Below are 18,086 nucleotides of genomic sequence, written 5' to 3'. Positions count from 1 at the left end.
CCGATCGCGCTCCTCTTTTTAGGGAGGGCGCATGATCTTGTCGCCAAACCGCTCTCATTTTGGCGGATCATGCGCCACCGCACGTACAAGCGCGCTTGCGACCTTGCGCGGCCAGATCGAGCGCATCGAGACGGCGGAGGCCGCGCATCATCGCGATTGCGTGGCACTCGGCCACCCGGAAGCAGATCGGGCCTTGCAGGGCGGGCTCGCGCGCGCAGCGATCCACGAGGTGTTTTGCGAGGGGCGGCAGGGTACCGCCGCGACGGGCTTCGTCATGGGTCTCGCAGGACGCGTGTCGGCGCGCCGGCCACTGCTGTGGGTGCGGCAGGATTTTTCGGAAGTTGAAACGGGCGCGCTGTCGATGAGCGGACTGGCCGAGCTCGGCCTCGACCCGCGCCGCGTGGTGATGGTGCGCGCTGCCGATGTCGAGACCGCGCTGCGCACGTCGGCCGACGCGCTCGCCTGCGATGCGCTCGGCGCCGTCGTGCTCGAGCTTTGGGGCGAGACAAAGCAGTTCGATCTCGTGGCGAGCCGCAAGCTGACGCTCGCCGCGCAGGCCTCGGGCGTGACCGGGCTCCTGTTGCGGATGGCTGCGCAGCCGCTGCCCTCGACTGCGGAGACACGATGGATGTTGCGCGCGGCACATTCGCCGCCGGGCTCGGTGTGGAATGCCTGGGGCGCACCACGCTTCGATGCCGAGCTCTTGCGCAATCGTCATGGCCCGTGTGGCCGGTGGATCATGGAATGGAAATGTGATGAGTGCCTGTTCAGTGAACCGTCGGCGTATTCTCAGCCTGTGGCTGCCGCGCCTGCCCATCGACCGGATCAAGCGGTTCTTCGACGGCGGGCTGGGTGATCCCAGCATCGTCGTCACCAAGGACAACAACGCGCTGGTGATCCATGCGCTCGACGAGGCCGCCGAGCGCCTCGGCCTGCACATCGGCCTGCCCTTGGCGAATGCGCGGGCGATGTGCCCGGATCTGAAGGTGTTCGACGCGGACATCGCGGCCGATACAAAGACGCTCAGCGACATCGCCGACTGGTGCGACCGCTTCACGCCGCTGGTGGCGCTCGATCCGCCGCACGGGCTGTTCCTGGACATCACCGGCTGCGCACATCTGTTCGGCGGCGAGGCCGCGCTGTTGCAGACGCTCGTTCGTGCGCTCGCGCGCCAAGGCTTTGCTGTCAGCGCGGCGATCGCCGCCACCTCGGTCTGCGCGCGCACGCTGACGCGGCAGGTACCTGGCACCATCGTCGCCGATGGCGGGGAGGCGGAAGCGGTCAGCCGGCTGCCGGTGTCCGCGCTCGGCGCGGTTGATGCCATTACCACCGGCCTGCGCCGTGCGGGGCTCAAAACCATCGGCGATGTCGCCTCGCGCGAGCCGCATGAGATCACCGCGCGGTTCGGCGCGCGGTTCTCCACGCTGCTCGCGCATGCGCTGGGGCAGGGCGATGCGCCGATCAATCCGCGCAAACCGCTGCCCGACTACATCGTGGAGAAGCGCTTTGCCGAGCCGATCGCGACCGACACCATGATCGCGATGACGCTGTCGCGGCTCGCCGATACGCTTGTTACCTCCATGGAGAAGCAGGGCAAGGGCGCGCGGCGGCTGGAAGCCGCCTTCTTCCGCACCGATGGCGTGGTGCGCACGATCATGGTCGAGACCGGGCGGCCGGTGACGCGAAGCGCCGTCATCGACCGGCTGTTCCGTGAGCGGCTCGATGCGCTCGCCGATCCCCTCGACCCCGGCTTCGGCTTCGACATGGTGCGGCTGTCGGCGAGCCGCACCGAGATCGTGGTGCAGGAGCAGCGCGATCTCGACGCCCATGTCCACGACAATGACGAACTCGCCGCGCTGATCGACCGCATCGCCGCGCGCATCGGGGGAAAGCGCGTCGTCGTGCACCTGCCGCAGGACACCCATATTCCGGAGCGCGCGGTGCTGGCCGCACCCGCGCAGCACCATCTCGCCACGGCCATGCAGGCCGAATGGCCGGCGCGCATCGAGAGCGAACCGCCGCTGCGCCCCTTGCGGCTGTTCGACAGGCCGGAGCCGATCAAGGTGCCGTTCGCGACCGTGCCCGACGGCGCGCCGCATCAATTCACCTGGCGGCGCGCGCTGCATGCGGTGGTGCGGGTGGAGGGGCCCGAGCGCATCGCCATGGAATGGTGGCGGCAGGACGGCAAGCAGCTCACGCGGGATTATTTTCGCGTCGAGGATGCCGAAGGCCTGCGCTTCTGGATCTTTCGCGACGGCCTCTACGACAGCGAGCTCATGGACGAGGAGGGCAAGCCTGTTCCCGCCAACTGGTATGTGCACGGTCTCTTCGCATGAACACGCCCGCCTATGCCGAGATCGGCATCACCACCAATTTCTCCTTCCTACGCGGCGGCTCGGATCCGCGCGCCTATGTGCATCAGGCAAGCATTCTGGGGATTCCCGCGATCGGCATTGCCGATCACAACACGCTCGCCGGCGTGGTGCGCGCCTACAAGGAGCTCGACAATGCCGAGGTGATGCACAAGCCGAAGCTGCTGATCGGGGCGCGCATCGTCTTCATCGACGGCACGCCCGACATCCTGGTCTATCCGCGCGACCGCGCCGCCTATGGCCGGCTGTGCCAGCTCCTCACCAGGGGCAAGCGCGGCAACGACATCACGCGGATCGAGAAGGGCGAGTGCCATCTCGCCTTCGACGATCTCCTTGAATTCTCGGAAGGCCAGCTTCTGGTCCTGACGCTGCCGCATCGTTTCGAGCCGGCGAAGGCGCTGGATGTCCTTGCCAAGCTCAAGGCGAGCCTCGCCGAGGGCGTATGGCTGGCGGCGAGCCTGCTTTATCGCGGCGACGACCGGCGTCGCCTCGCGCGGCTCGACGATCTCGCAACGACGGCAAAGGTGCCGCTGCTTGCGACCAACGAGGTGCTCTATCACCATCCCGCGCGCCGCCCCTTGCAGGACGTGCTGACCTGCATCCGGGAAAAGACCACGATCGAGGCGGTCGGCAGGAAGCTCGAAGCCAATGCCGAGCGGTTTCTGAAGACTCCCAGAGAAATGTCGCGGCTGTTCCGCGATTTCCCCGACGCGATCGTGGAGACCATGCGCTTTGCGGACAAGATCGATTTCTCGCTCGACCAGCTCAAATACCAGTATCCGGACGAGCCGGTGCCGCCGAGCAAGACGGCGCAAGGGCATCTGGAAGACCTGACCTGGGCGGGCGTGCAGAAATATTTCGGCGGCAACATCGACGACAAGCTGCGGGCTACCCTGAAGAAAGAGCTCGCGCTGATCGCCGAGCTGAAATACGCACATTATTTCCTCACCGTGCACGACATCGTGCACTATGCGCGCAGCCAGAACATTCTGTGCCAGGGCCGCGGCTCGGCGGCAAACTCGGCTGTGTGCTACGTGCTCGGCATCACCTCGGTCGACCCGACCAAGGTCGATCTGTTGTTCGAGCGCTTCATCTCCAAGGAGCGGCTGGAGCCGCCGGACATCGACGTCGATTTCGAGCATTCGCGGCGCGAGGAGGTGATGCAATATGTCTACCGTCGCTACGGCCGCCACCGTGCCGCGATCATCGCGACGATCATCCATTACCGCCCGCGCAGCGCCATTCGCGACGTCGGCAAGGCGCTGGGCCTGACCGAGGATGTCACCGCCGCGCTCGCCGACACCGTCTGGGGAAGCTGGGGCAAGGGCCTCAACGACATGCAGGTCAAGCAGGCCGGGCTCGATCCCCACAATCCCATGATCAGCCTCGCGGTCGAGCTTGCGACCGAGCTGATCGAATTCCCGCGCCATCTCTCCCAGCATGTTGGCGGTTATGTGCTCACGCAGGACCGGCTCGACACCTATGTGCCGATCGGCAATGCCGCGATGGACGACCGCACCTTCATCGAATGGGACAAGGACGACGTCGACGCGCTCAACATGATGAAGGTCGACGTGCTGGCGCTGGGCATGCTGACCTGCATCCGCAAATGCTTCGACCTGATCGACGAGCACAAGGGCGAGCGTTTGGAGCTGGCAACCGTCAAGCAGGACGATCCCAAGGTCTACGACATGCTGTGCCTCGGGGAATCGCTCGGTGTGTTCCAGGTCGAGAGCCGCGCGCAGATGAACATGCTGCCGCGCCTGAAGCCGCGGACGTTCTACGATCTCGTCATCGAGGTCGCGATCGTGCGGCCCGGTCCGATCCAGGGCGATATGGTGCATCCTTATCTTCGGCGGCGGAACGGTCAGGAAAAAGTAAGCTATCCATCGCCGTCACCGGAGCATGGCGACAAGGACGAGCTCTACAAGGTGCTGCACAAGACGCTTGGCGTCCCGCTGTTTCAGGAGCAGGCGATGCGCATCGCGATCGAGGCCGCACATTTTACATCCGAGGAAGCCAACGGCCTGCGCCGCTCGATGGCGACGTTCCGCAATGTCGGCACCATCGGCAAATACGAGGACAAGCTGATCGGCAACATGGTCGCGCGCGGCTACGATCCCGACTTCGCCAGGAGCTGTTTTGACCAGATCAAGGGTTTTGGTAGCTACGGCTTTCCGGAGAGCCATGCCGCGAGCTTCGCGCAGCTCGTCTACATTTCCTCATGGCTGAAGCATTATCACCCCGACGCGTTCTGTTGCGGCTTGCTGAACTCGCAGCCGATGGGCTTTTATGCCCCGGCACAGATCGTCAGTGATGCCCGCAAGAACGGCGTCGAGGTACGCGACATCGACGTCTCCTACAGCTTCGCGCAGAACACGCTGGAGAACACCGACGGCAAATATTGCGCCGTGCGGTTGGGCTTCCGCCAGATCGATGGGTTTCACTGGCTGGACGAGGATGAGGAGAGGCTGAAACGCTCTCAGCTGTCATTCCACATTGCGCAAGTGCGCAATGGGGGCGCGCCGAAAGGCGCGAGCCCGGAATCCATTCCGCCAGGCGTATGCGGCTCGATGGATTCCGGGTTCGCGCTTCGCGCGCCCCCATTGCGCACTTGCGCAATGTGGAATGACAGGGTGGAGACAGCTCAGAACAATGCGGAGACCCCCCAGGACTGGGCCGACCGCATCGTCGCCGCTCGCAAACGCCGCCCCTTCACCTCACTGGAAGACTTCGCCCGCGACACGGGGCTGCCCAAGCGCGCGCTGATCCTGCTCGCCGATGCCGATGCGTTCCGCTCGCTCGGGCTCGACCGCCGCGAGGCGCTGTGGCAGGTGCGGCGCCTGCCTGACGACGTGCCGCTGCCGCTGTTCGAGGCCGCCGTCGCGCGCGAGCAGCCGGATGAGGGCGCAAGACCTTTGCCGGTGATGCCGCGCGCCGAGCAGGTGGTCGCGGACTACCAGACCATCCGCCTGTCGCTGAAGGGCCATCCGATGGAATTCTTGCGCGAGATGTTCATGCGGGAGCGCGTCGTCGCCTGCAAGGACGTCAGTCATGAGAACGAGCGGCGCCGGGTCCGCTGTGCCGGTGTGGTGCTGGTGCGGCAGCGGCCGGGCAGCGCCAGCGGCGTCGTGTTCATGACGCTGGAGGACGAAACCGGCATCGCCAATGTCGTGGTGTGGCCCAAGATCATGGAGCGTTACCGCAAGGAAGTGATGGGCGCGCGCCTCATCCTGGTCGAGGGTTATATCCAGAGCAGCCCCGAAAAGGTGACGCATCTCATCGCGCAGCGCATGATCGACCGCTCGCACGATCTGATCGGGCTCACCAATGATGCCTTGAGCCGCAAGCGTCCGGTGCCGGCCGGCGCCGCCCTGATCGAGCCCCTCAACGACGACCGCCGCGACCACGTCGATACGCCCGCACAGAAAATCCGCCACCCGCGCGATGTCCGCATCCTGCCGCCGTCGCGGGATTTTCATTGAGGGACGTCACGCAGAATATCGCCACACCGTCATTGCGAGCGCAGCGAAGCAATCCAGAATCTTTCCGCGGCGACAATCTGGATTGCTTCGCTGCGCTCGCAATGACGAGTTCGCTGCAACGATTGTGCGCCACATCCTCAGTCGTCATGCCCGGGCTTGTCCCGGGCATCCACGGCTTTCAGCGTGCGCAGCAGTGCGTGGATGGCCGGGTCAAGCCCGGCCATGACGTCGGAGCGAGCGGCGCGATGATGCCCGCCTCTAAAAATTCACCCGGTTCGAGATCCCGCCGTCGACGACGAGATTGGACCCCGTGGTGAACGACGACACCGGGCTTGCGAGAAACACCGCTGCGCTGGCGATTTCCTGCGGCGTGGCCATGCGTCCGGTCGGATTGCGGGCGAGCGCATCCTCGTAGCGCTTCGGCATGTTCTGCTCGACCGTGTTCCAGACGCCGCCCTTGAAATAGACGGTGCCCGGCGACACCACGTTGACGCGGACCCTCTTCTTTGCGTATTGCCGCGCCAGCCCCTTGGCCATGTGGATCAGCGCCGCCTTGACCGGGCCGTAGGAGCTTGCCTGGTCGGCCTGCGCCGCCGAGACCGAGGAGATGATGACGAAGGCGGCATCGCCGCTTTTCTCGCCGCTTGCCTCGAGGAACGGCCGCGCGGCGTCGAATGCATGCACAGCGCCGAGCACGTCGAGCCGGAAATTCTGCTCCCACGATGCGGCATCCGCGCCTTGCGCCATTGCACCGGCATTGGAGAACAGCATGTCGATGCCGCCGAGCTCCTTTGCGACGCCCTCGATCCAGGCTTTCAGGGCCGCGCCGTCGGTGACGTCGACCGGGCCGCCGGTCGTGCGAATCCCGCTCGCCTTCAACTCGGCGACGGTTGCCGCAACCTGATCGGCGTTGCGCGCGCACACCGCGACATCAGCGCCTTCACCGGCCAGCGTTGTCGCAATCGCCCGCCCGATGCCGCGCGTGCCGCCCAGCACGATGGCAGTTTTTCCTTTGAGACCGAGATCCATTGTTGGGCTCCTTTTTGTTAGTCGCAGGGAGTGTAGCCGTTTCAGGAGATGCGCAGAAGCCTCCACGCCGTCATTGCGAGGAGCGAGGCGACGAAGCAATCCAGACTGCCGCCGCGGAAGGACTCTGGATTGCTTCGCTGCGCTCGCAATGACGAAGTTGAAGCAGTTGTAGGGTGGGCAAAAGCGCGTCAGCGCCGTGCCCACCATTCTTCAATGAGCACGAAAGCGGCGGGCACGCTTCGCTTTGCCCACCCTACGAGTTCTCAAATCGACCACCACTTACTCCGGCGCGGCGCCCACCGGCGGGCCGCCGGGCGGGCGGTGCAGGAAGGTCAGCGAGGCGTAGGCGCCGACCCAGGAGCCGGCCGCCGCGAAAGCGACATAGAGGGCGTTTTCGGTGTAGCTGATCACGGCGTAGGACGAGAGCAGGTACCAGATCGCGCTCCAGGTCGCGGCGGGCACGCGCTTGCGCGCGACGATGGCGGATGTGAACATCACGTAGACCGCGTCGGTCGCTGCCGTCGCAACGAACACGGCGCCCGCGGTGAGGGGATCGATGGCGGCCATTGCAGTCCTTTCTGCGATCGTGGGATGGTCGTGAAAACTAAGGGAGAGAAGCAGCCATGCAAAGCCCTGCCGGCATTCTCCGCGACATCTGGACCTCCGCTGGCGGCGAAATGGCCGCACTCGCGCGAGTGCGGCTCACCGGCGAGGAGCCGCAAATCCCGTCCTCGTTTCGTGTCGCCGCCGCAGGCCAGGCCAGCGTTGCGGCCGCGGGCCTCGCAGCCGCCGAGATCTGGCGGCTGCGCAGCGGCGAGGCGCAGGACGTCTCCGTCGACATGCGCCATGCCGTCGTCGAATGCCGTTCCGAACGCTATTTGCGCGTCGATGACCAGCCGCCGCCACCAGCCTGGGACGCCATCGCCGGCGTCTACAAGACCGGCGACAACCGCTTCGTCCGCTGCCACACCAACTTCCCGCATCATCGCGACGCCGTCTGCACGGTGCTGGCCTGCGAGCCGGAGCGCGAGAAGGTGCAGGCCGCGCTGATGCAATGGAAGGGCGCCGATTTCGAGACCGCGGCCTATGCCGCCGGCGGCGTCGTCGCCCTGATGCGCTCCTACGAGGAGTGGTCGGCACTGCCGCAGGCGCGTGCGCTCGCCGAACTGCCGCTGGTCTCGATCGAGAAGATCGGCGAGGCCCCGCCGAGGCCTTGGCCCAAGGGATCATCCAAGGGCGATCGTCCGCTCGCCGGCCTTCGTGTGCTCGATCTCTCCCGCGTCATCGCAGGTCCCGTCGCAGGCCGCACCCTCGCTGCGCACGGCGCGGATGTGCTGCTGGTGTCGGGGCCCGAGCTGCCGGCAATTCCATGGCTCACCATCGACACCGGCCGCGGCAAGCTCACTACGTTCGTCGAGCTGAAGAGCGAAGCGGGGCGGGCGCAATTGCGCGAGCTCTTGAAAGAGGCCGACATATTCTCGCAAGGCTATCGTCCGCGCGCGCTCGCCGCTCTCGGCTTTTCGCCGCAGGATGCAGCAGAGATCAATCCTGGCATCGTCTACGTGACGCTGTCGGCCTATGGCCATGCCGGCCCCTGGGCCGAGCGGCGCGGCTTCGATTCGCTGGTGCAGACCACGACCGGCTTCAACCATGCCGAGGGACAGGCCGCTGGCCTCGAAGGGCCGAAGGAATTGCCGGCGCAGATGCTCGACCATGCCACCGGCTATCTGATGGCGTTCGGCGCGATGATGGCCAAGGCCCGCCAGGCGCGCGAAGGCGGGAGCTGGCACGTGCGCGTGTCGCTGGCGCAGACCGGGCGCTGGCTGTGGAATCTCGGCCGGCTCGAGGACGGGCTGAAGGCCCCGGATATTACGGGGGACGCCGTACATCTGGCGTTCATCGATGCCATGCCATCTGGCTTCGGCACGTTGAAAGCGGTGAGGCATTCGGCGCTGCTGTCGAACACGCCGGCGCAATGGAGCCGCCCGGCGATGCCGCTCGGCAGCCATCGGGCACAGTGGCCGGCCGGTAGCTGACACGAAGCTGACATCGCAAAATTTTAACAGTAAACCGAAGGGCGACCTGCGTTTTTAGGTTGTCTGAAATCCCAATTCGGCACTATTAGCGCAACCGATGACGCGGTCAGTTGCCGATATCATCGCAGACATGACCGGGCCCCATGGTAGTTGAAAATACCAAGCGATTGCAGGTGCTTACAAAGCAACGGATGATCACATCCGTAGTTTTACTGCTACTTGCCGGGGCCGGCGCCTATGGCTTCGTCGCTGTGGGGGGCAAGGAGAAGAGCCACTCCGAAATCTCCAGCCAGTCGCGCAGGAATGCGCAGAATTTCACGCCGACGCCGTCCGAATGGGCGACGCTGACGATCGAGCCGGTCAAGGCCAAATCCTTCCGGGCCGAATATGTCACCGAAGGCAAGGTCGCGGTCGATGAAGACCGCTCGACCCCCGTGTTCTCGCCCTATGCGGGCCGGGTGACCAAGCTGCTGGTGAAGCCGGGCGAGAGCGTCAAGCAAGGTCAACCGCTGTTCACGATCGAGGCCGCCGATACCGTGCAGGCCCAGAACGATTTCATCGCGGCGATGACCTCGCAGAACAAGGCGAAGTCCTCGCTCGAGCTTTCCGACATCCAGTTCAAGCGCGCCAAGGATCTTTATGAGGGCCACGCCATCCCGCTGAAGGACTATCAGCAGGCGGAAGCGACTCAGGTCCAGGCGCAGAACGACATGCGTTCCTCGGTGACGGCGCTGGAAGCCGCGCGCAACAAGCTGCGCATCCTCGGCTTCACCGACGAGGCCATCAAGGCGTTCCAGGACAAGGGCAGCATCAATCCGGAGATCACGATCTATTCGCCGATCGCCGGTACGGTCGTGCAACGCAAGATCGGTCCCGGCCAGTACGTCAATTCCGGCGCCAGCGATCCGGTCTTCGTGATCGGCGATCTCTCCACCGTCTGGCTCACTGCCTTCGTGCGCGAGAGCGACGCGGCATCGGTGTGCATCGGGCAGGACATCACCGTCAACGTGATGGCGCTGCCGGGCCGTCCGCTGACCGCCAAGATCAACTACGTCGCCGCCGCGATCGACCCCAACACCCGCCGGCTGCTGGTGCGCGCCACCATCGACAACAAGGACGGCATGCTCAAGCCGGAGATGTTCGCCAATGTCACGATCTACTCGGCTGGCGACCGCGCCGCGCCCGCAGTGCCGAAGCAGGCGCTGATCTACGAGGGTGACCAGGTGCGCATCTGGGTCGCCCGCGAGGACAAGTCGGTCGAGCTGCGCCAGATCAAGATCGGCCTCGTCAATGGCGACCTCGTCGAGGTCACCAGCAACCTGAAGCCCGGCGAGCAGATCATCACCAAGGGCAGCCTGTTCATCGACCGCGCGGCGTCCGGTAGCTGATCGACGACCCCAAGCATAACGAAGACCTGAATGGATCGCCTCGTCGCCCTTGCCGTCAATCGGCGTTACCTGATGGTCGGCATGTTCGTCGCCGTGCTGATCGGGGGCCTGATCGCGTTCAACCAGCTCAACATCGAGGCCTATCCCGATCCGACCCCGCCGATGGTCGACATCGTGACGCAGAGTCCGGGGCTGTCGGCCGAAGAGATCGAGCGCTACATCACGATCCCGATCGAGACCCAGGTCGCGGGGCTGAAGAACCTCACGACCATCCGCACCATCTCGCTCTACGGCCTCTCCGACGTCAAACTGCAATTTTCCTTCGCCTACACTTATGACGAGGCGTTGCAGCAGGTCCTGAACCGGCTGGCGCAACTCGCGCCCTTGCCCGGCAACGTGCAGCCGCAAATCTCGCCCTTGAGCCCGATCGGCGAAATCTTCCGCTATCGCCTCGTCGGCCCGCCGAACTACAGCGTGCTCGACCTCAAGACCATCCAGGACTGGATCCTGCAGCGCCGCTTCCGCGCCGTGCCCGGCGTGATCGACGTCACCGGGTGGGGCGGCAAGACCAAGACCTACGAAATGCAGGTCGACTTCAACAAGCTGATGGCCAACGGGCTGACGCTGCCGCAGGTGCTCCAGGCGGTCAGCAACTCCAACGTCAATGTCGGCGGCAACACCGTCAACATCGGCTCGCAGTCGGCGGTGGTGCGCGGCGTCGGCCTGATCCGCTCGATCGACGATCTCGCCAACACCATGATCGCGCAGACCTCGGGCAATCCGGTGCTGGTCAAGGACGTTGCGACCGTGACGGTCGGCGAAAAGCCCAGGCTCGGCATCGCCGGCCTCGACGATGCCGACGACATCGTGCAGGGCATCGTCCTGATGCGCCGCGGCGAGCAGAGCACGCCGACCATCAAGCGCGTGGAGCAGCTCGTCAACCAGATCAACAATTCGTCCATCCTGCCGCCCGGCGTGCGCATCGAGCGCATCTACGACCGCAAGGACCTGATCGACCTCACCACCCACACGGTGCTGCACAACATGGTGGTCGGCATCCTGCTGATCGTGCTGCTGCAGTGGATATTCCTCGGCGACTTACGCAGCGCGCTGATCGTCGGCGCCACCATTCCGTTCGCGCTGTTCTTCGCGGTGATCATCCTGGTGCTGCGCGGGGAATCCGCGAACCTGTTGTCGGTCGGCGCGATCGACTTCGGCCTGATCGTGGACGCCACCGTCATCATGGTGGAGGCGATCTTCCGCCGCCTGACCCAGACCACGCCGCTGTCCGAATTCGAGCAGGTGTCGAACGAGACGCTGTTCGGCATGAAGAGCCACGCCATCCTCAGCGCTGCGGCCGACGTCTCGCGCTCGATCTTCTTTGCCGCCGCGATCATCATCGCGGCCTTCCTCCCGCTGTTCACGCTCTCGGGCGTCGAGGGCAACATCTTCGGACCGATGGCGCGCACCTATGCCTATGCGCTCGCCGGCGGTCTGCTCGCGACCTTCACGGTGACCCCGGCGCTGTCCGCGATCATCCTGCCCGCGCATGTCCAGGAGACCGAGACCAAGGTCATGCTGTTCCTGCACCGGATTTACATGCCGGTGCTGAACTGGGCCGTCGCCAACCGCACCATCGTGCTCGGCGGCGCGATCGGCATCGTCGTGATGACGCTGGCGCTCAGCCGCCTGCTCGGCCTCGAATTCCTGCCCAAGCTGGAAGAGGGCAATCTCTGGATCCGCGCCACGCTGCCGCCGACCATCTCGCTCCAGGAGGGCAACACCTACGTCAACGAGATGCGCAAGCTGATCCGCAGCCGGCCCGAGGTGGAATCCGTCGTGTCGCAGCACGGCCGCCCCGATGACGGCACCGACGCGGCCGGCTTCTTCAACGCCGAGTTCTTCGCGCCACTCAAGCCCGCGAGCGAGTGGCCTGGCACGCATGACAAGGAAGAGCTGACTGCGCAATTGCTCAAGCAGCTCGACGACCGCTTCCCCGGCGTCGAGTTCAACTTCTCGCAATATCTCCAGGACAACGTCTCCGAAGCCGTCTCCGGCGTGAAGGGCGAGAACTCGATCAAGCTGTTCGGCAGCGATCTCAAGGCGCTGACCGACACCGCCAACAAGATCAAATCGGTGCTGGCGACCGTGCAGGGCGTCACCGACCTTGCGGTGTTCACATCGCTCGGACAGCCGACCATCCAGATCGACATCAACCGCGCCAAGGCCGCGCGCTATGGCCTTGCGCCCGGCGACATCAACGCCACCATCAAGGTCGCGATCGGCGGCGACACCGCGGGCGACCTCTACGAGCCCGGAAGCGATCGCCATTTCCCGATCATCGTCCGCCTTGCGCCGGAATACCGCAAGAGCGCCGAGGCGATCCAGAATTTGCGTATTGGCGCGCCCGGGCCGAACGGCACCGTCACGCAGATCCCGCTGAGCGAGGTCGCAACCATCAGCCTCGTCTCCGGCGCCGCCTACATCTATCGCGAGCAGCAGGAGCGTTACCTGCCGATCAAGTTCTCGGTGCGCGAGCGTGACCTCGGCAGCGCGATCCGCGAGGCGCAGCAGAAGATTGCCGACCAGGTGCAGTTGCCGCCCGGCTCCCACATGGAATGGGTTGGTGAGTACGGCAACCTCCAGGACGCGATTCGGCGGCTGTCGATCGTGGTGCCGATTTCGCTGGCGCTGATCGCCATCCTGCTCTGGTTCAATTTCAGCTCGATGACCGACACGCTGCTGGCGATGAGCGTGATCCCGATGGCGATCTTCGGCGGCGTGCTCGGGCTCGTCATCACAGGCACGGCGTTCAGCGTCTCGGCGGCGATCGGCTTCATCGCGCTGTTCGGCATCGCCGTGATGGACGGCATCATCATCATCTCGCAGTTCAACCAGCTCATCGAAGAAGGCATGGACCGCATGACCGCGGTGGTCCGGACCGGCGAGCTGCAGCTTCGGCCCGTGCTGATGACCTGCGTGGTCGCTGGCGTCGGCCTCCTTCCTGCCGCGTTGTCGGAAGGCATTGGCTCGCAGGTGCAGAAGCCGTTGGCGGTCGTCGTCGTCACCGGCATGATGCTGGCGCCGGTCGTCATCCTGGTGACGTTGCCGGTGCTGATCTCCTTCTTCTCGCGCCGCGCGCGCTGAGAGCGTTAGAACCCGTAGAGCCGCGCCGGATTATCGACCAGGATCTTCTTGCGCACGTCCGCGTCCGGCGCCCAGATCGGAAGCTGGTTGAGTAGCCGGCCGTCGTCGATCTGGTAGAGCGGCGCGATGTCGGTGGCCTTGCGCCCCTCGACGCGACTCGAATCCGGATGCGGCCAGTCGGTGCCCCAGACGATGCGGTCCGGATTCGCCGCGATCAGCGCCCGCGCATAGGGCACCATGTCCTGATAATCGGGCGCGAGCTTTGACGAGCGATAGGCCCCGGAGATCTTCACATAGGCCTTGCCGGATTTGACGAGCTCGATCAGGTCGGCAAATCCCGGCTGCTCCAGCCCGAGCGAGGCCTCGAGACCGCCGAAATGGTCGAACACGGCCGGCACGGGGGCGGCCCGCACGAGATCCTTGATTGCCGTGATCATCGGCAGCGTCGTGTAGAGCTGCACGTGCCAGCCGCGCGCCTTCATGCGCTCGATCGCCGCGGTGAAGCGGGCCCGGCCGACATTGGGATCGCTGATGCCGCCGGTAGCAAGATTGATGCGGATGCCGCGGAAGCCATCCTGCTGCATCGCATCGAGCTGGGCTTCCGTGGTCTTGTCGTCGATCACGGCCACCCCGCGTGCGGCCGCCCCGCGCGCCTTCATGCCGAACAGGGTGGAGGCGTTGTCGGTGCCGTAGACGCTCGGCGTCACGATCACCACGCGCTCGATACGCAGCGCCTTGTGCAGCGCCGCCATCTCATCCGGCGACGCCAGCTCCGGCGTATAGACGCGTCCGGCAAAGAACGGAAACTTCTCGGGATCGCCATGGATATGGGTGTGGCAGTCGCAGGCGTGCAGCGGGACGTCGAAATTGACCGGCGTCGCGGGCTGCGCCGCCTTGGCGTGGGCTTTGCTGGTCATGGCTACTCCGGCGGCAAGGGATGCAAGCAGGACGCTGCGTCGGTTGAGCATGATTTCTCTCCCCGCTTATTGTTCTGATTGGGGAGATTATCACGTCCGCTCGGGGCCTTCTTCGTCTCGCCGCCGCATGGCTGGTGAGCGTTGCAAGGAGTTCTTCAGGATTTGGCCGGCAGGATCGCGGCATTGAACCCGGCGACGGCCGGTTTGACTAATGATCCGCGCGCCCGGATCATCATCCTCCCACCGGAATCACTTCATGCAAAAATCTTTTGGAAAATTCAAAACAGGCGTCTCCGCCGCGGCCGTGCTTGTCGCGCTGTTCGGCGTCTACGGCTTCCGCAAATTGCAGGCGCTGGCGGCCGACCCCACCGGGCCGAAGGATTGCCGGGCGGCGGAGGATATTGGCGAGCAGGGCAAGATCGATCTGGACAAGGTGAGGGCGATCGCGCCGCTTCCGGGCGTGAAATGGTCGCAGCTCGGCGGCAGCATCAACGATGCGAGCTGTCTCAACCGCACCGAAATCTATGGCGTGGTCGAGGCGCACAGCGTCGACGATATCGCCAGGACACTGGCGTTTGCCCGCGACAACAAGCTGCCGATCACGACGGCGGGCGTGCGCCACTCCATGGGCGGGCAGGCCTTCCGCAAGGGCGGCATCGTTCTGGACATGCGCGCGTTCAACCGCATCACGCTCAACGAGGCCGCGCGCAGCGTCACCGTGCAGCCGGGCGCGACCTGGCACGACATCCAGATCGCGCTGCATCCGCGCTTTGCCGTGCGCGCCATGCAGTCGACCGACATCTTCAGCGTCGGCGGTTCGATCTCGGTCAATGCCCACGGCATGGATCACCAGGCTGGCGCGCTGGCGCGCTCGATCAAGGCGATGAAGGTCATGCTGGCCGACGGCTCGATCCGGACCGTCTCGCCGACGGAGAACACGGAACTGTTCAACCTCGTGGTCGGAGGCTACGGCCTGTTCGGCGTCATCGTCGAGGCCGAGCTCGATATCGCCGACAACACAGTCTATCAGACCGGCCGCCGCGTGCTCGACTATAAGGCGTTTCCCGCGCTGTTCTCCGGCGAGATCGAGAACGACACCAATATCGGCCTGATGTACGGTCACCTCTCGACCGCGCCGAGCAGTTTCTTGCAGGAAATGCTGCTCTACACCTACACCAAGGCCGACGGCAGCGATTTCGCGATCGAGGCGCTGGGCGAGGTCAGCAGCACGAAGCTCAGGCGCCTCACGATCAACCTGTCCAAGCAGGGGCCATTCTTCCAGGAGCTGAAGTGGCTGTCCGAGAAGCATATCGAGCACCGGATGGAGAGCTGCACGGTAACCCGCGCCCAGGCGATCGCGTCGGGCGAAGCCTGCCTCGTCAGCCGCAACAATCCCATGCATGATTCCGTGCCGTACTTGCGCAACGCTCTGCCGGATGAGACCGACATTCTCCACGAATACTTCATCCCGCGCAAAAACTTCGTCGCCTTCGTCGACGGCATGCGCAAGATCATGCTCGCCAACAACACCAACCTGCTGAATGCATCTGTGCGTGTCGTCCACAAGGAAGATAACTTCCTGACCTATTCCCCGGAGCCCGCCTTTTCGCTGGTGCTCTATATCAATCAGCCCGCCGACGACGAGGGCAACCGCCGCATGAAGAAGACGACGGAAGAGCTGATTGATCTCACCATCGCCAATGAGGGGCGTTTCTTTCTGCCGTATCAGCTCTATTATTCGCGCGAGCAGCTCAAGAAGTCCTATCCGCAGATCGACGACTTCTTTGCTGCCAAGCGCAAATATGACCCGGCGGGGCTGTTCACCAACACGATGTACCAGAAATACGCCTCGTGAGCTGAGTGTGTCAGCTTCGCTCGCGGCGTGGCGCAAGCCCGTTGCAGCCACCGGCCTGTTCGGCATCGAGCACGAGCAGGGCGCCCGCATTGTAGAGCCGGCTGACGAAGTCGGCGGCGTCGGAGCTGGCGATCGTGACATAGGCGCTGGACGCCAGCACGCGCCCGTTGGCCCTCGCGACCGCCGCAATCGCCTGCGCCTGCGGCCCGATCACGGCCAGCGAGCGGCCCGGTGAAGTTCCGAAGGTGAGGGCGACGACGAGCACGAGCCAGCCGGCGACGACGAGCGGGATCGCAAGTGCGATCCTGCCGAGCGGGCGCAGTCCTGTCCGGCTAGTAATCATAGAAGTGCTCAAGGCTCACACCCTTCGCCGTCAACCCGCGCTTGATCTCGATCAGCCGGTCGATCCTAGCCTTGAGGCCGGCCCGGCGAAAGCCGGGCTTGGCGTCGAGATCCAGCGAAAATAGTTCCGTCGTGTCGGAAACGTCGAGCACCGCATCTTTCGGCGCGATCACCGTGATGAGGATGTCGTGATTGCCGGCGATCTCGGCGAGGCCGTGACCGCCGTCCAGCAGCTTGCTCAGGATTTCCGTCAGGGCCTTGTAGCGTGGGGCCTGCACCAATTGCCAGTCGGGCGAGAGGTTGCGGATCGGCGTGATGCGCGGCTCCGCGGCCAGCGTCTCCGGCGGCAGCGTCTGCACGACGAACATGATGTCGCGTGGCTCGTCGTCATCGGAGGCATCGAGCGCGGCCTGGATCGCGCGCGCGTAGCCGATCTTGATGAAATATTCGGTGCCGAGCGCGAAGTCGCGCTCCCGGGTGCGCCAATTGCTCGGCGTCGGCGCCGAGATCGCCTCGAGACCATCGAGCTTGTCGCGAAACGGATATTTGAACCAGGGCACGGTGTAGAGGAACGCGGCGTAGTCCTGCAGCACCGTGCGTGCATATTCGTCCTGCGGCGTCAGGTGATCGCCGCGGATCCATTCGAACAGGCGGCCGACCGTGTTCTCGTAAAATCCCTTGATGGCGTATTCGGTCGAGTAGCTGATCCCGATCACATAGATCATCAGCTTGACGTCGAAGCGGGACTCCGTTGCGGCCGGCATCGCACGGTTGATGGTGCAGAAGCTGCGCCAGAAGCCGAGGATGTGGCGGAGATAGCCGAACTGGCTTTCGGTGGAGTGATCGAGGAAGCGGCCGAAATCCTCGAAGGAATAGACGATGTACCATTCCGGGAAGGTAAAATAGGTGTTGTCGAGCGGCCGGCGGTAGCCTTTCTCCGTGATCGGCGGCAGCGCGCTCGCGGCCGTCGCCGCTGGAGCAGCTTGCGACGTGGGCTGGCAGGTCCCCTCGATATAGGCGAGCGGCACGAGGATCGCGACGGCGACCAGCGCAAGCAGCGTCAGTATGAAGCGGCGCAGGCGCTTAAGCATGGACCGGGCGCGTGCGCGGGACGAGCAGATAGCCGATCAGGATGGCGACGCCGCCGAGGCCGAGATGCGGCGCGTTGGCGAAGATCCGGGTCGAGAGCGGCAGGTTCAGGACGCCATTTATGAGGATGCCGAAGTCGAGATAGCCGGAGCCGGTGAGGAGACCGAGCACGCCGTCAGCGAAATAAAAGACGCCGAAGAGCTGGAAGAACAGTTCGGATGCACGGCGCGAGGTCAGCGCTGCCGCCAGCGCCCAGAGCGCGGAGACCAGATGCAAGCCATCGGCGTACCAGGTGCGGCGGAACAGACCGAAGATCATGTCGTTCTGGTCGATGAAAAGGGGGATGTAACCGGTCAGGATCACGAAGCCGAGCAGCGCCGCATAGCCAAAGGCGCACAATCTGATGATGTCCATGGTCTCTCCGGT

The 18,086-nt window shown here is 64.6% G+C and carries 13 protein-coding genes; 7 read left to right on the top strand and 6 right to left on the bottom strand.

All coding sequences use genetic code 11. From position 1 onward, the window contains the following. The first annotated feature begins 31 nt into the window (after positions 1 to 31). The 3 genes from AXW67_RS29680 to AXW67_RS29670 are packed head-to-tail and all read left to right on the top strand — an operon-like array spanning position 32 to position 5,857. A complete protein-coding gene (locus AXW67_RS29680) occupies positions 32 to 856 on the top strand; it encodes an ImuA family protein (protein WP_051310488.1) in 825 nt (274 codons plus the stop codon). Beyond that, complete coding sequence (locus tag AXW67_RS29675) at positions 756 to 2,336, top strand: Y-family DNA polymerase (RefSeq protein WP_063680743.1); 1,581 nt, start codon at positions 756 to 758, stop codon at positions 2,334 to 2,336. The genes AXW67_RS29680 and AXW67_RS29675 overlap by 101 nt, the downstream gene beginning before the upstream one ends. Then, positions 2,333 to 5,857, top strand: a complete 3,525-nt coding sequence (locus tag AXW67_RS29670; protein WP_063680742.1) for an error-prone DNA polymerase — start codon at positions 2,333 to 2,335, stop codon at positions 5,855 to 5,857. The genes AXW67_RS29675 and AXW67_RS29670 overlap by 4 nt, the downstream gene beginning before the upstream one ends. 258 nt (positions 5,858 to 6,115) lie before the next feature. Here AXW67_RS29670 and AXW67_RS29665 read toward each other — a convergent pair whose 3' ends face one another. Together AXW67_RS29665 and AXW67_RS29660 are read right to left on the bottom strand one after the other, a co-directional pair. Next, positions 6,116 to 6,886, bottom strand: a complete 771-nt coding sequence (locus tag AXW67_RS29665) for an SDR family NAD(P)-dependent oxidoreductase (protein ID WP_063680741.1) — start codon at positions 6,884 to 6,886, stop codon at positions 6,116 to 6,118. Between the two features lie 279 nt (positions 6,887 to 7,165). Next, a complete protein-coding gene (locus AXW67_RS29660) occupies positions 7,166 to 7,453 on the bottom strand; it encodes a hypothetical protein (RefSeq protein ID WP_027550433.1) in 288 nt (95 codons plus the stop codon). A 56-nt stretch (positions 7,454 to 7,509) separates the two neighbouring features. Between AXW67_RS29660 and AXW67_RS29655 the strand changes: the two genes are divergently transcribed. From AXW67_RS29655 to AXW67_RS29645, 3 genes are all read left to right on the top strand, one after another. Then, entirely contained in the window at positions 7,510 to 8,922 is a 1,413-nt protein-coding gene (locus AXW67_RS29655) for a CoA transferase (protein ID WP_063680740.1), read from the top strand. 143 nt (positions 8,923 to 9,065) lie between these two features. Further along, entirely contained in the window at positions 9,066 to 10,310 is a 1,245-nt protein-coding gene (locus tag AXW67_RS29650; RefSeq protein WP_027550435.1) for an efflux RND transporter periplasmic adaptor subunit, read from the top strand. Between the two features lie 30 nt (positions 10,311 to 10,340). Beyond that, entirely contained in the window at positions 10,341 to 13,457 is a 3,117-nt protein-coding gene (locus AXW67_RS29645; protein ID WP_027550436.1) for an efflux RND transporter permease subunit, read from the top strand. A 5-nt stretch (positions 13,458 to 13,462) separates the two neighbouring features. Here AXW67_RS29645 and AXW67_RS29640 read toward each other — a convergent pair whose 3' ends face one another. After that, positions 13,463 to 14,425 carry an amidohydrolase family protein gene (locus tag AXW67_RS29640; RefSeq protein ID WP_063680739.1) on the bottom strand — a complete coding sequence of 321 codons (963 nt, stop codon included), beginning with the start codon at positions 14,423 to 14,425 and terminating at the stop codon, positions 13,463 to 13,465. Positions 14,426 to 14,630: 205 nt separating this feature from the next. On the opposite strand from AXW67_RS29640, the gene AXW67_RS29635 reads away from it, so the two are divergent. After that, positions 14,631 to 16,229 (top strand): FAD-binding oxidoreductase, encoded by a 1,599-nt coding sequence (locus tag AXW67_RS29635; RefSeq protein WP_063680738.1) that lies wholly within the window; start codon positions 14,631 to 14,633, stop codon positions 16,227 to 16,229. Between the two features lie 10 nt (positions 16,230 to 16,239). Here the strand turns inward: AXW67_RS29635 and AXW67_RS29630 are convergent, their stop codons facing one another. From AXW67_RS29630 to AXW67_RS29620, 3 genes are read right to left on the bottom strand one after another with little or no spacing between them, the layout of a single operon-like run. Continuing rightward, the gene (locus AXW67_RS29630; protein WP_063680737.1) at positions 16,240 to 16,572 is read right to left on the bottom strand and encodes a hypothetical protein; all 333 of its coding nucleotides are present in this window, start codon (positions 16,570 to 16,572) and stop codon (positions 16,240 to 16,242) included. Continuing rightward, the gene (locus AXW67_RS29625) at positions 16,562 to 17,662 is read right to left on the bottom strand and encodes a hypothetical protein (RefSeq protein ID WP_063680736.1); all 1,101 of its coding nucleotides are present in this window, start codon (positions 17,660 to 17,662) and stop codon (positions 16,562 to 16,564) included. The genes AXW67_RS29630 and AXW67_RS29625 overlap by 11 nt, the downstream gene beginning before the upstream one ends. Next, positions 17,655 to 18,074 (bottom strand): hypothetical protein, encoded by a 420-nt coding sequence (locus AXW67_RS29620; RefSeq protein WP_027550441.1) that lies wholly within the window; start codon positions 18,072 to 18,074, stop codon positions 17,655 to 17,657. The genes AXW67_RS29625 and AXW67_RS29620 overlap by 8 nt, the downstream gene beginning before the upstream one ends. Between the last annotated feature and the right edge of the window lie 12 nt (positions 18,075 to 18,086).

Source organism: Bradyrhizobium neotropicale (genome assembly GCF_001641695.1).
In the GTDB taxonomy this organism is placed as follows: domain Bacteria; phylum Pseudomonadota; class Alphaproteobacteria; order Rhizobiales; family Xanthobacteraceae; genus Bradyrhizobium; species Bradyrhizobium neotropicale.
The sequence above is the reverse complement of the archived record's forward strand: the minus strand, read 5'-3'. Positions and strand labels throughout refer to the sequence as shown.

Coding starts and splice junctions, on each gene's coding strand:
- AXW67_RS29680 (WP_051310488.1), top strand. CDS start 32: ATGATCTTGTCGCCAAACCGCTCTCATTTTGGCGGATCATGCGCCACC.
- AXW67_RS29675 (WP_063680743.1), top strand. CDS start 756: ATGAGTGCCTGTTCAGTGAACCGTCGGCGTATTCTCAGCCTGTGGCTG.
- AXW67_RS29670 (WP_063680742.1), top strand. CDS start 2,333: ATGAACACGCCCGCCTATGCCGAGATCGGCATCACCACCAATTTCTCC.
- AXW67_RS29665 (WP_063680741.1), bottom strand. CDS start 6,886: ATGGATCTCGGTCTCAAAGGAAAAACTGCCATCGTGCTGGGCGGCACG.
- AXW67_RS29660 (WP_027550433.1), bottom strand. CDS start 7,453: ATGGCCGCCATCGATCCCCTCACCGCGGGCGCCGTGTTCGTTGCGACG.
- AXW67_RS29655 (WP_063680740.1), top strand. CDS start 7,510: ATGCAAAGCCCTGCCGGCATTCTCCGCGACATCTGGACCTCCGCTGGC.
- AXW67_RS29650 (WP_027550435.1), top strand. CDS start 9,066: ATGGTAGTTGAAAATACCAAGCGATTGCAGGTGCTTACAAAGCAACGG.
- AXW67_RS29645 (WP_027550436.1), top strand. CDS start 10,341: ATGGATCGCCTCGTCGCCCTTGCCGTCAATCGGCGTTACCTGATGGTC.
- AXW67_RS29640 (WP_063680739.1), bottom strand. CDS start 14,425: ATGCTCAACCGACGCAGCGTCCTGCTTGCATCCCTTGCCGCCGGAGTA.
- AXW67_RS29635 (WP_063680738.1), top strand. CDS start 14,631: ATGCAAAAATCTTTTGGAAAATTCAAAACAGGCGTCTCCGCCGCGGCC.
- AXW67_RS29630 (WP_063680737.1), bottom strand. CDS start 16,572: ATGATTACTAGCCGGACAGGACTGCGCCCGCTCGGCAGGATCGCACTT.
- AXW67_RS29625 (WP_063680736.1), bottom strand. CDS start 17,662: ATGCTTAAGCGCCTGCGCCGCTTCATACTGACGCTGCTTGCGCTGGTC.
- AXW67_RS29620 (WP_027550441.1), bottom strand. CDS start 18,074: ATGGACATCATCAGATTGTGCGCCTTTGGCTATGCGGCGCTGCTCGGC.